The organism is Streptomyces bambusae, assembly GCF_019400985.1.
Lineage (GTDB): Bacteria > Actinomycetota > Actinomycetes > Streptomycetales > Streptomycetaceae > Streptomyces > Streptomyces bambusae_A.
Genome location: NZ_WTFF01000036.1, coordinates 20,911 through 33,132, shown reverse-complemented (window position 1 = coordinate 33,132; position 12,222 = coordinate 20,911). Strand labels below are relative to the sequence as shown.

Annotated in this window: 10 protein-coding genes and 1 pseudogene; 5 read left to right on the top strand and 6 right to left on the bottom strand. The window is 75.1% G+C overall.

Annotated elements, in window-relative coordinates; translation table 11 throughout:
• From GPJ59_RS08325 to GPJ59_RS08315, 3 genes are all read right to left on the bottom strand, one after another.
• Positions 1 to 1,299: MFS transporter (locus tag GPJ59_RS08325; protein WP_219665817.1), on the bottom strand; the 1,299-nt coding region annotated here is incomplete at its 3' end.
• Positions 1,296 to 2,615: an ATP-grasp domain-containing protein gene (locus tag GPJ59_RS38420; protein ID WP_219665816.1), complete on the bottom strand. Its 1,320-nt coding sequence runs from the start codon at positions 2,613 to 2,615 to the stop codon at positions 1,296 to 1,298. The genes GPJ59_RS38420 and GPJ59_RS08325, both read right to left, overlap by 4 nt.
• 459 nt (positions 2,616 to 3,074) lie before the next feature.
• A complete protein-coding gene (locus tag GPJ59_RS08315) occupies positions 3,075 to 3,992 on the bottom strand; it encodes a DUF3027 domain-containing protein (protein ID WP_219665815.1) in 918 nt (305 codons plus the stop codon).
• 470 nt (positions 3,993 to 4,462) lie between these two features.
• Here GPJ59_RS08315 and GPJ59_RS08310 point away from each other — a divergent pair, with 470 nt between their 5' ends.
• The 4 genes from GPJ59_RS08310 (at position 4,463) to GPJ59_RS08295 (ending at position 8,233) form a co-directional block, all read left to right on the top strand.
• A complete protein-coding gene (locus GPJ59_RS08310; protein WP_374200808.1) occupies positions 4,463 to 5,830 on the top strand; it encodes an MFS transporter in 1,368 nt (455 codons plus the stop codon).
• A gap of 277 nt (positions 5,831 to 6,107) precedes the next feature.
• Positions 6,108 to 6,611 carry a DUF2771 domain-containing protein gene (locus tag GPJ59_RS08305; protein WP_219665813.1) on the top strand — a complete coding sequence of 168 codons (504 nt, stop codon included), beginning with the start codon at positions 6,108 to 6,110 and terminating at the stop codon, positions 6,609 to 6,611.
• Between the two features lie 4 nt (positions 6,612 to 6,615).
• Positions 6,616 to 7,377, top strand: coding sequence for a futalosine hydrolase (locus GPJ59_RS08300; RefSeq protein ID WP_219665812.1), 762 nt, complete (start codon positions 6,616 to 6,618; stop codon positions 7,375 to 7,377).
• Complete coding sequence (locus GPJ59_RS08295; RefSeq protein WP_219665819.1) at positions 7,364 to 8,233, top strand: 1,4-dihydroxy-6-naphthoate synthase; 870 nt, start codon at positions 7,364 to 7,366, stop codon at positions 8,231 to 8,233. Before GPJ59_RS08300 ends, GPJ59_RS08295 begins: the two co-directional genes overlap by 14 nt.
• A gap of 86 nt (positions 8,234 to 8,319) precedes the next feature.
• Here GPJ59_RS08295 and GPJ59_RS38415 read toward each other — a convergent pair whose 3' ends face one another.
• A complete protein-coding gene (locus tag GPJ59_RS38415) occupies positions 8,320 to 8,703 on the bottom strand; it encodes a cold-shock protein (RefSeq protein WP_219665811.1) in 384 nt (127 codons plus the stop codon).
• A gap of 193 nt (positions 8,704 to 8,896) precedes the next feature.
• Between GPJ59_RS38415 and GPJ59_RS08285 the strand changes: the two genes are divergently transcribed.
• Positions 8,897 to 9,154: a hypothetical protein gene (locus tag GPJ59_RS08285; RefSeq protein WP_219665810.1), complete on the top strand. Its 258-nt coding sequence runs from the start codon at positions 8,897 to 8,899 to the stop codon at positions 9,152 to 9,154.
• 112 nt (positions 9,155 to 9,266) lie between these two features.
• On the opposite strand, the gene GPJ59_RS08280 is transcribed toward GPJ59_RS08285, so the two are convergent.
• A complete protein-coding gene (locus GPJ59_RS08280) occupies positions 9,267 to 9,917 on the bottom strand; it encodes an HAD family hydrolase (RefSeq protein WP_219665809.1) in 651 nt (216 codons plus the stop codon).
• A gap of 1,224 nt (positions 9,918 to 11,141) precedes the next feature.
• Positions 11,142 to 12,074, bottom strand: a pseudogene (locus GPJ59_RS08275) (DMT family transporter); the annotation flags it as partial.
• Between the last annotated feature and the right edge of the window lie 148 nt (positions 12,075 to 12,222).

Here is a 12,222-nt window from a genome sequence, read left to right as displayed (position 1 = left end):
GGCCGGCCCCGTGCCGGCCTCCGCGTCGCCGGACGGCGCGGCTCCGGTCGCCGTGGCTCCGGTCGCCGCGGCGGCGGCCGTGTGCTGACGTTCCAGGGCCCGGGTGACCGGGGTGACCAGGGCCGCTGCCAGGCAGAACACCGCGCCCAGGCCGAGCCAGCCGGCCGGGCCGGCGGCGATGACCACGCCCGTGACCAGGGCCGGGCCCACGATCCGCTGGCCGGTGTTGCCCAGGCTGAACACCGACAGGTAGATGCCCCGGCGGTCCTCGGGGGCGAACTCGTAGGACAGGTCCCAGCCGCCCACCGCCTGCCACATCTCACCGAAGGTCAGCGCCGCGCAGGCGACCAGCAGCAGCGCCCCGGCCGCGAGCGGCGGCAGCTGACCGGCCACCGCCATGGCCACGGCGCAGCCGGCCAGCGCGACACCGCCCAGCCGCAGCGCCCGGGCCGCGCCGCCGGGCCGTTCCGCCCCCTTGGAGATCGGCACCTGCAGGACGATGGAGAGCACGGTGTTGATCAGAACCAGTACCGGTACGTAGCCGGCGGGCACCCCGGTGGCCTGCACCGCCCACAGCGGCAGGCCCACCGACAGCACGGTGGTGTGCAGGTTGAGCACGCCGTTGAGCCCGGCCAGGGCCAGGTAGCGCCAGTCGCGGAAGCCGCGCAGCGCGGTCAGCGGGGAGACCTTGCGCTGTGCGGCGCTCCTGCGGGCCAGCTTCAGCCGGCCGAGCATCGCGGCGGAGAGCACGAACGCGGCCGCGGTGCCGAGCACGATCCCGCGGTACGCCCACACGCTGTCGGCGGACAGCAGCGGCGCGGCCAGCAGCGCGCCCACCGAGAAGCCGATGTTGCGGACGGTACGGACGATCGCCATGGTCCGGGTGCGGTCGGACTCCTCGGTGGTGTCGGCGGCGACCGCCTGGGTCATCGGCATGGTCGCGCCCTCGGCCGCCGCAAGGCAGGAGGCCACGAGCGTGAAGCCGAGCGGTCCGTGGACGAAGGCCAGCGCCACGAAGAAGGCGGCCCGCCACAGCTGGAGCCCCACCAGGGTGCGCCGGGCGCCGATCCGGTCGCTGAGCGCACCGATCGGGACCGTGGCGAGGAAGCCGACGATGCCCGACACCGCGAGGCCCGCACCGATCTGACCGGCCGACAGGCCGACCGAGCGGATGAAGAAGACGGTGGAGCCGGCGAGGAAGAGGCCCGTGCCCACCGCGTTGATGAGGGTGGTGAGGGCGAAGGTGCGGCCGGCTGCGGTGGCGGGGACGTAGTCGGAGAAGGACACGCGCCGCTTCACGCCGCACCCCCGGTCCCTGCCCCGGCCCCGGTCCCGGTCCCGGTGGCGGTGGCGGTGGTGAGGGTGAGCAGGCCGGCGGCGTGCTCGGCGCGGCGGGCGGCCTCGGCGGCGTCGGCGCCGGTGGCGATGACGAAGCCGGCGCGCTGCCAGGAGCTGGTGACGGCCTCCAGCGTGTGGCCGGGGGCGACGGAGAGGTGCAGTTCGTGCACGCCCGGCGCGGTGCGCGCGTCGGCGGCGCCGCGGACGTCGGTGACCAGGCCGGCGGGCGCACTGAGGAACCGTACGGCCGCTGCGCCGACGGCGGGGCGCAGCGGTGCCGCAACGGGCTGTCGTGCGTCGAGCACGCCGAGCAGGAGGGCCAGGATGTCGGTGTCGTAGGCGAGGTCGATCAGCACGGTGATACCGCCGCCGGGCAGCCGGCCCGCGCACTCGACCAGGTGCGGGCGGCCGCCTTGGAGGATCCACTCCGCGTGCAGGACGCCCGAGCGGAATCCGGTGGCGGCGACCAGCGCGCCCATCGCGTCGCGCAGCGCGTCGGCGACCTCCCCGGGCAGGGCGGCGGGCAGGGCGTGGCCCATCTCGACGGGGTGGCGGGAGTCCTGGACGGACTTGGCGGTGATGTTGGTGAAGCCGACGGCGCCCTCGTGGACGACCGCCTCGACGCTCACCTCCGGTCCGTGCAGCCGCTGTTCGACGAGGAAGCGGGCGGCGTCGGGGTAACCGGCGTGCAGGGCCGCCTCGTCCGCGGTGGTGGTGTGGGCCCAGGCCGCGGCCGTGTCGTCGCCGGCGTCGAGCAGCTGGACGCCGAGGCTGGCCTGCCGGTTGGCGGGCTTGAGGACACAGGCGCCGCCGTGCCGGGCGCGGAAGGCATCGACGTCCTGGGGTCTTCGCGCGTCCGCCCAGGCCGGCTGGGCCAGGTCGGTGCTGGCGGCCACGGTGGCGCGCAGCAACGCCTTGTCCCGCAGGACGCGGGCGGCCTTGGGGCCGGCGCCGGGCAGGCCCCAGGCCTCGGCGAGGGCGGCCGCGGCGACGACGCCGTACTCCACGACCGGGACCACGGCGCGTACGCCCGGCGGGCGCGGCACGGCCGCCACGACCCGCTCGGGGTGCTCCTCGTCCTGGCTGGGCGCCGCCAGCAGGGCTCCCACGCAACGGTGCTTGTCGGCCAGGTCGTTGATGCCCCGAGCGGCGATGACCGCAGGTTCCTCGACGACCAGGACGGAGTCGGCCGGAAGCGCTGCGTCGAGTTTGCCGAGCATCACGGGGCTGTAACCGACCAGGACATGGGTGATCCCGGACGGGTCGGGGTGTGTCATGGGTGCCTCGCTGAGGGGTGGGCCGGGTGCCGTGCGGACCCCCGGTCGGTCCGTCCCTCGAATGTCCCGCGCCGAGCACTTCCGGCCATAGACCCGTCATGGTTCGGGTCTGCGCAACAACCGGAAGATCCGGCCCCGGGCCGCCCCGTCGCGACCCGGTCACCCCGCCGCCTCTGCTCCGTTCGCCGCCACCCCTGCGCGGCTTGCCGCGGGCCCCGCGGGGCTTGCCCAGCGGTACCCCGCAGGGCCCGCGGCACTACGAGTGGCTGGCAGCGCCTACGAGCGACCCGCGGCGCTTACGAGTGGCCGGCAGCGCCTACGAGCGATCCGCGGCGCTTACGAGTGGCCGGCGGCGCTCACGAGTGGCCGGCGACGCCTACGAGCCGGCCCGCGGCGCTGACGAGTCACCCGCCGCGCACACGAGTGGCCCGCCGCGCCTACGAGTCGCGCCCCGCGGCGCTACGAGTGGCCCAGGTCCGCCGCCGGCAGGTCCGCCAGCGGCACCGAGCCGGTGTCGGCGGCCGGGCGCAGCGGGAACTCGTCGGCGTGCATCGAGTCGAGCACCGGCGGCGCCGGCCGCGGCGGCTTCGGCATGACCGCGGCCTCGGAGTGGCCGCCGCAGCCGTACGACAGCGAGACCACGTGGCCGTCGGCCGGGCCGAACTCGTTGGCGCAGACGCCGAAGGCCTGGCCCAGCGAGCCGCCGATCTTCACCAGGAAGCCGCAGGTGGCGCAGGACGCCGGGGCCGCCTGGGCCATCGGCGTCTTGGCGCCGTAGCCCTCGTCCCAGCGGTCGGCCGCGGTGTGCAGGCCGTAGCGGGAGAGCACCCGGGCCCGCCGCATGCCGAGCTCCTCGGCCACGGAGGTGATGGAGCCGCGCTCGGGCACGACGGTCCGGTCGGTGACGTCGGCGTCCTCGGCCTCGACCAGCTCGGCCATCTCCGCGGAGACGACGGAGTTCGGCGGCGGCGTGTCCTCGCCGGAGTAGCCGGGCTCCAGCCGCAGGTCCTCGGCGTCGGTGGGCAGCAGGTCGCCGGGGCCCATGTCGCCGGGGCGCAGGCGCTCGCTCCACGGCACCCATTCGGGGGCCAGCAGCGCGTCGGGGCCGGGCAGGAGCACCGTCTCGTCCAGGGTGACGACCTTGGCGCGGGAGGCGCGGGTGACGGTGACGGCCCAGCGCCAGCCGCGGTAGCCCTGCTCCTCGCACTCGAAGAAGTGGGTGACGACCCGATCACCTTCGGCGACCACGGACACGTGCTCGCCCACCACGCCGGGGGCGGCGGCCTCGTCGGCCGCGGCACGGGCGAGTTCTACCGCCTCGGCGCACAGGCGGTCAGGGGTACGCGGGGTACGGCTTCGCGTCGTCGCAGCACTCACTGTCTCGTTCTCTCCTACGCCGTCTCACGAGTGCGCCGTCCGTACTGTCGTCCTGAACGACCCGTCGGTCCTGTCGTCACGTGGTGCGGGCGGAGCGGACCTGGGGGCCGCGTCGACGTCCACACCCGATCGGCCTCGGGCGCACACTCCTACGATCCATTGTCCAGGATCGAAAAAAGGCGCGCGGCCAAGAGCAACCGCCGGTGGCGCGCTACGCACGCTACCTCCTCCGCAGCCCTGGGCCCACATGCAAGGTCCGATTCGCGGACGCCAGGGCCCGCCGGACCGGAATGCCCGGGCCCGCCGGACCGGGCTGCCGGGGCTGCCCGACCGGAATGCCGGGGTCCGTCGGACCGGGATGCCGGGGCCGGCCGGACCGGGACGCAGGAGTGCGTCGGGCCGGGATGCCGGGACCTGTCCGGGCCTGCCGGACCCGGGCCCGGGAGCGCTTCGTGGGGCACTATGGCCACGTGGCATCCGTACGGTCGTCGGACGACGGATCGAGCCGGGTCTGGCGGGCCGGCCGGTCGGTCGGGCGCGTCCTGCACCTGCCGATCACGGGGACCGCGCGGGGGATCCGGCGGGCCACGCACGCCCACGGGGCCGGGGAGTCGGGCCTGGGCAAGCTCATCGAGCTGCACGCGATCAACGGCGCCGGCGACGTGATGATCACGATCGCGCTGGCCTCGACGGTGTTCTTCTCGGTGCCGACGGACGAGGCCCGCGGCCGGGTGGCCCTGTACCTGGCCGTCACCATGGCACCGTTCACCGTCCTCGCCCCCGTCATCGGCCCGCTGCTGGACCGGCTGCCGCACGGGCGGCGGGCGGCCATGGCCGGGGCGATGTTCACCCGGGCGCTGCTGGCGGTGATGATGTCGAGCGCGGTCGCCACGGGCGGCCTGGAGCTGTACCCGGAGGCCCTGGGCGTGCTGGTCGCCTCCAAGGCGTACGGCGTCGTCCGCAGCGCGGTCGTGCCGCGGCTGCTCCCGCCGAAGTTCTCACTCGTCAAGGCGAACTCCCGCGTGACGCTCGCCGGACTCCTCGCGACCGGGGCCGCGGCGCCGGTGGGCGCGCTGCTGCACCTGATCGGGCCCGAGTGGCCGCTGTACGGGGCCTGCGCGATCTTCGCCTTCGGCACGTACGCGGCGTTCACCCTCCCGCACAAGGTGGACGACGCCAAGGGGGAGGCGCGGGCCCGGCTGTCCACGCACGAGGCCCGCTCGCGCCGGCCGGGCCTGCGCACGGTCAGCCGGTCGGTGCTGTGCGGGCTGATGGCCAACGCCGCGATGCGCGGGCTGTCCGGCTTCCTGATCTTCTTCCTGGCGTTCCTGCTGCGCGTGCACCCGCTGGCCGGGCAGAGCGCGGCGGTCTCGCTGGGCATCGTCGGCATCGCGGCGGGCGTCGGCAATGCCTGCGGCACGGCGGTCGGGGCCTGGCTGCGGGCGCGGGCGCCCGAGGCCATCGTCGCGGCGGTGCTCTCGCTGACGCTCGGGGTGGCCGTCGTGGCGGCGGTCTTCTTCTCCGGGCTGATGGTGGCCGTGCTGGCCGCCACGGCCGGGTTCTGCCAGGCGCTGGCCAAGCTGTCGCTGGACGCGATGATCCAGCGCGACGTGCCGGAGGCGGTGCGCACGTCGGCGTTCGCCCGGTCCGAGACGCTGCTCCAGATGGCCTGGGTGGCGGGCGGCGCCATCGGCATCGCGCTGCCGCTGAACGGGGTGCTGGGCATGGCGGTGGCCGCGGCGATCGCCGCCGCGGGCACCACGATGGCCGTCCGCGGCGCCCTCACGGCCCCCCGCCACCAACACCGGCCCGACCCGTCCCGGCCGCGGGTGGCGTAGGGGCGACGGCGGCTGGGCGTACGGGACGCCCCGGGCCGCGTACGGGAGACTCCGGGCCGCGTACGGCGGACACGCCGACCCGCGTGTCGGGGATGCCCGGCCGGCGCCGCGTACGGCTTCCCGTACGGGGGGGCCGTACGGGAAGCCGTACGGGAGGCCGTGCGGGGGCCGTACGGGGGGCCGGCCGGGCCGGCCCCGGTAGGCCGTCGGGGGTGCCCCGGCGGGGCGTGGGACCCCGTGCGGCGGCGCGGGCGGGCGGCCCGATAGCCTTCGGCCCATGACCGCACCGCTTTTCTCGGGTAGGGCCCGACGCACCGTCGCCGCCCTCGGAGCCGTGTCCGCCGGCCTCCTCGCGCTGTCCGCCTGCGCCAACGACAAGCCGACGCCGCTGGCGACCGTGACGGTCGGCACCTCGTCGGTCTCCGCCGAGGCCACCTGCCTCCCGGAGGGTGACGCCAAGGAGCTCTCGGCCGAGCAGCTGGAGAAGTGCCTCAGCCCGGACTCCAAGGACATCAAGTCCGTCGACTACCGCCAGGGCGACACCCTCCGCCTCGGCGTGGAGCCGGAGATCGTCGAGGACGGCAAGAAGTGGCTGGCCGTGGCCGGCACCCAGTCGCTCGGCGAGCTGACCGACAACACGTACCAGAGCTTCCGGGGCATGAACCCGTTCGCCACCGGCGGCCAGGGCGAGGGCCCCTCCGAGGTGCCGGTGCACATCGCCCAGTTCGGCGAGTCCGGCAAGCCGATCGCGATCTGGTCCTTCAACCTCAAGCGCCAGTAACCCCGTGCGCGCGCTCGTGGTGACCGCGGTGACGGCGGAGGCCGACTCCGTCGTCGCCGGTCTGACTCCTCATCCGGACACCCCCGCACCCGAGCCGCGCACCCTGACCGGACGCTACGCCGCCGTCCGGTGCGACCTCCCCGGCCTCGCCGTCGACGTCCTCGTCGGCGGCGTGGGACCGGCCGCCGCCGCGGCCGGGGCGGCGACCGCCCTGGCCCTGGCCGACTACACCCTCGTCGTCTCCGCCGGCATCGGCGGCGGCTTCCAGCCGGCCGCCCCGGTCGGCTCCCTCGTGGTCGCGGACGCGATCGTCGCCGCCGACCTGGGCGCCCGGACGGACGAGGGCTTCGTCGGCGTCCACGCCCTCGGCTTCGGCACCGACGTGCACCTGCCGCCCGCCGGGCTCGCCGCCCGCGCCGCCGAGGCCACCGGGGCGCTGCTCGCCCCCGTGCTGACCGTCTCCACCGTCACCGGTACCGCCGCCCGCGCCGCCGAGCTCGCCGCCCTGCACCCGCTCGCCGGGGCCGAGGCCATGGAGGGCTTCGGGGTGGCCGAGGCCGCCGCCGCGCACGGGCTGCCGGTCCTGGAGATCCGGGCGGTGTCCAACCCCGTGGGCCCCCGCGACCGCGACGCCTGGCGGATCGGCGACGCACTCGCGGCCCTGACCGCGGGCTTCCGCGCGCTGGGGCCCGTACTCGCGAACTGGGGAGAACGCCATGGAGAACGCCATGGAGAGCGCCATGGAGAACGTCATGCCGACCGGTGACGGCCGCGACCCGCTGCGGATCGCCTACTCGCCCTGCCCCAACGACACCTTCGTCTTCGACGCGTGGGCGCACGGCCGCGTCCCGGGCGCGCCCGCCCTCGACGTGACGTTCGCCGACATCGACATCACCAACGGGATGGCCGAGCGCGGCGAGTTCGACGTACTGAAGGTGTCGTACGCGGTCCTGCCCTGGGTGCTCGACGAGTACGCCCTGCTGCCCTGCGGCGGCGCGCTCGGGCGCGGCTGCGGACCGCTGGTGCTGACCCGCGAGCCGGGTCTCGACCCGGCCGACTTGGCCGGGAAGACCGTGGCCGTGCCGAGCGAACGCTCGACCGCCTACCTGCTGTTCCGGCTGTGGGCCGCCGACGTGCTGCCCGAACCGGTCGGCAAGGTGGTCGTGCTGCCGTTCCACGAGATCATGCCGGCCGTGCGCGACGGCCGGGTGGACGCCGGCCTCGTCATCCACGAGGCCCGCTTCACCTACCAGGACTACGGTCTGCACTGCCTGGCCGACATGGGCGAGCACTGGGAGGTGACGACGGGCCTGCCGATCCCGCTCGGCGCGATCATCGCCAAGCGCACGCTGGGCCCCGGGACCCTGCGGGCCCTGGCCGAGGCCGCCCGGACGTCGGTACGGATGGCCTGGGACGACCCGGAGGCCTCGCGGCCGTACGTACGGGCGCACGCGCAGGAGCTGGACCCGGCGGTGGCGGACCAGCACATCGGCCTGTACGTCAACGAGTTCACCGCGGAGCTCGGCGATGCCGGGTACGCGGCCGTGCGCGGGCTGCTGACCCGGGCGGCGGCCGAGGGTCTCGTTCCGGCCATCGCACCGGACGCGCTGGCGTTCCCGTAGGGCGTTCGCGACGGCCGAATGACCGCACCCCGCCACTCTTTCGAGTGACGGGGTGCGGGTGTTTGACGACTGTGGTCGGCGGCGGCTCAGACGTCGAGCTGGTCCGCGACCGCGCGCAGCAGGCCGGCGATCTTCGCGCCCTGCACCTTGTCGGGGTAGCGCCCGCGCTCCAGCATGGGCGTGATGTTCTCCAGCAGGGTCGTCAGGTCCTGCACGATCGAGGCGAGCTCGTCCGGCTTGCGGCGCTGCGCGGCCGCGACGGACGGCGCCGGGTCCAGGACGATCACCGAAAGCGCCTGGTCGCCGCGCTGACCGGCGACGACACCGAACTCGACGCGCTGGCCGGGCTTGAGGGAGTCGACCCCGGCAGGGAGCACCGACGAGTGGACGAAGACGTCACCGCCGTCGTCCCGGGAGAGAAAGCCGAAGCCCTTCTCGCTGTTGAACCACTTGACCTTGCCGGTAGGCACGTCCGTCCTCTGTCCTTGTGCTCGTGGGATCCGAATTCGCCGTCCGGTGTGCCCCGTGGAAACGGCTCCGGATAGCAGTGCAGCGGGTCATCCGTGACCCGCCACCTCCAGGCTAATGGTCCCGGGGCGGCTGACAAGACGTCCCCCGGTCCTTCCGGGGAGGACGCTTCGGCCAGGGAACTACCCTGGTGGGGTGACTGCTACTCCTCGCACCGACGAAGCACGGCCCGGCGACGCATTGGTCAGGGCCGGGGGGATCATCTTCATCGTCGGCGCGATCGCCACGCTGGTGACCATGGCCCCGCTGTTCCTCGACATGGACCCCTTCCCGTCGTACGCCTGGGCCGTCTGCATGCTCATGGGCGTCGGCTTCGCCGTCTCGGCCGCCGGCGTACTCCGCGGAATCGCGGCACAGCGGCGAGCGGCGCAGGCGGCGCAGACGGCCCGGTAGGGGCCGGGGGGCTCCGCGGGGTGGGACTCCGTAGGTGTGCCCGATCCCGGGTCAGATCTCGCGGGTGGGGTCCGATCCCGGGTCAGATCTGGGGGCAGATCTCGCGAGCAGGTCAGCTCTGGGGGCAGATTTCGCGGGTGGCGGCGTACCGCGTCAGCCAGGCCGGCAGGGCGGTCAGGTCCGGCAGGACCACGTCCGCGCCAGCCGCCAGCAACTCCGGCTCCGGGCACGGGCCGGTCGGCACCGCCACCGACACCGCACCGGCCGTACGGGCTCCCCGTACGTCGCCCACGTGGTCGCCGACGTAGACCTGAGCGCCGTGCTCGCGCAGCGCACCCGCCTTGGCCTCGGCCCACAGCCAGCCGATGACCATGTCCGGCACGATGCCCAGATGCTCCAGGTGGAGCTTGGCGTTCGGCTCGTGCTTCGCCGTGACCACGATCGCCTTGCCGCCGAGCGCCTGGACCGCCTCGATCGCCTCGCGGGCACCGGGCATGGCGGGCGTGGCGGCGATGGCGTGGGTGGGGTAGATCTCCCGGTACCGGTCGGCCATCTCCGGGATGCGCTCCTGCGGGAACCAGTACGCCAGCTCCTCGTCCAGCGGCGGCCCCAGCCGCGTCACCGCCTCGTCGGCGTCGATGTACGCACCGGTCTCGGCCGACAGCGCCTCGTAGGTGGCCTTGATGCCCGGGCGGGAGTCGATCAGCGTCATGTCCAGATCGAACCCGACGGTCAGACCATGGGGGGAGAACTGCGGCGTCATGCCCCCATTGTGCAGACCCGCCCTGACGGCCGGTGAACACCGCATGACCCCCACCCGCCCTCCGCTCATCCCCTCGCCCGACGCCGCCACCGATGCCGGCCGACCCACGTCCGCCGAACAGCGCCCACCACCGGCGCCCGGAACAGGCAGCGCCGGGCGACGCCCGGCACGCAACCGGCGGGACATCGCCAACGCCGGCCCGCAGACGTCCGTCAGGCAGCACCGGTGCCGGCCGGCACACGTCCGTCAGGCACCCCCGTCACCACCGACCAGCCCGCCGCCCGGCGCGCCCGGCGCGCGTAACCACCGACGCCCGGAACGGCTCGCGCGCGACACCGCCAAGGCGCCGAACGGGTCAGGCGCGACACCACCAAAGCCCGCAACGGGCCAGGCACGACACCGCCGAGGCCCGGAACGGGCCAGGCACGACACCACCAAGGCCCGCAACGGGCCGGGCACGGCACCACCAAGGCCGCGAACCGGTCAGGCGCAACACCGCCGGGACCCGGGACGGGCCAGGCACGGCACCACCAAGGCCGCGAACCGGTCAGGCGCGACACCGCCGCGACCCGCAGCGGGCCGGGCACGGCACCACCAAGGCCGCGAACCGGCCAGGCGCGACACCGCCGGGACCCGGGACGGGCCGGGCGCGACGCCACCGGGACCCGGGACGGGCCGGGCGCGACGCCACCAGGACCCCGAACGGGTCAGGCACGACACCACCAGGGCCCGCAACGGGCCAGGCACGACACCACCACGGCCCCGAACGGGTCAGGCGCGACACCGCCGGGACCCGGGACGGGCCGGGCACGGCACCACCACGGCCCGCAACGGGCCGGGCGCGACACCACCACGGCCCGCAACGGGCCGGGCGCGGCAGCGCCAGGGCGCGTCAGGGGCGGCGGGCGCGGCACATCGCCGGGCGCGTCAGGGGCGGCGGGCGCGCCAGGTGAGGTAGAGGGCGGAGGCGATGGCTGCGCCGCGGACGATCCAGGGCCACAGGCCCTGGAAGGCCGAGCCGAGCTGGTCGTCGAGCAGGGGTTCGCCCCACCGGCCGTCGAGCCGACCCCACACCCAGATCACCGCGACCGCGAACACCGCGCCGGGCAGGCCGAACACCGCCCACTTCTTCTCGGTCGGGCCGAGCACCCGCGAGGCGTACGCGATCAGCCAGCCGAAGGCGAGCAGCAGCCAGTAGCCCGTGACCGCGCCCGCCGCCAGGACCACCGCCGCCAGCAGCAGGGCCGTCCCGAGGACCACGGCCCCGGTCAGCCGCTCCCCCAGCACGAGGACCGCGATCACGGCCGCGCTCACCGGCTCGATCAGCATGATCACGGAGACGGTCGCCGCGCGTACCGCGGCCGCGCCGGTGAAGTAGAGGACGTAGGCCAGCGCCGTGGGCACACCGGCCATGTACACCAGCAGCCACACGACGCGCGCCGGCTCGGCGGTGTGCGGCAGCAGCCCCTCCGCCGCGGCCGGCAGCAGCAGGCACACCGCGCCCACCCCGAACGACCACGCGGTGGTGAGCAGTGCGTCGCCGCCCGCGCCGCGCCGGCCGAGCCGGCGCGTCTGGAGGGTCATCGCCGCGTACCCGGCCGCCGAGAGCACGGCCCAGCCGACGCCGAGCGGGCGGACCTCGCCGCCCTCGCCGCCCAGCACGAGGACGACCAGCCCGGCGAGCGCCCCGCACACGGCGACGCCGCCGCCCCGGCCGAGCCGCTCGCCCATGCCGTAGCGCGCCCCGAGAGCGATCAGCACCGGGCCGGCCCCGAGCGTGACCACGGTGGCGACGGCGAGCCCGGTCTCGCGTACGGCGCCGAAGTACGCGGACTGGAAGACGGTGAACATCAGCCCGGTGAACAGCAACGGGCGCAGCCGCGGCAGCCTGCCCGACGGGGCCGCGACGACTGCGGCCTGCGCGGTCGGCGTGGTCGGCGTGGCCGCTGCGCGCCCACGCTCCGAGCGCCACCTGCGTACGGCGAGCACGCCCAGCAGCAGGACCAGCCCGCCGGCACAGCGCCAGAAGGACAACGCCAGCGGACCGAGGTCACTGGCCAGGAAGAGCAGGGAGGCCGCCGCCCCGGCGGTGCCCCAGGCGGCTCCGGCGACGACGAGTTGGACAAGGCTGCGTCCGGCAGCCGAACGATGCGACACGTGTGTCTCCGCGCGTGCGAGAAGGATGAAAAGGGTTCAGGTCATCGCTTCGCGGGCAGCGCGGAACCGCCCGGGGCACTCCCCGGGCCGGTTCTTCCGACGGTGGCAGCCGCCCGCGTCAGGCGGCGGGCGGCGAAAGCACGGTCGA

Excerpts from the sequence above, each read along its gene's own strand:
- GPJ59_RS08280 (WP_219665809.1), bottom strand. The coding sequence starts at position 9,917 with ATGACGCCGCAGTTCTCCCCCCATGGTCTGACCGTCGGGTTCGATCTG.
- GPJ59_RS38420 (WP_219665816.1), bottom strand. The coding sequence starts at position 2,615 with ATGACACACCCCGACCCGTCCGGGATCACCCATGTCCTGGTCGGTTAC.
- GPJ59_RS08305 (WP_219665813.1), top strand. The coding sequence starts at position 6,108 with ATGACCGCACCGCTTTTCTCGGGTAGGGCCCGACGCACCGTCGCCGCC.
- GPJ59_RS08295 (WP_219665819.1), top strand. The coding sequence starts at position 7,364 with ATGCCGACCGGTGACGGCCGCGACCCGCTGCGGATCGCCTACTCGCCC.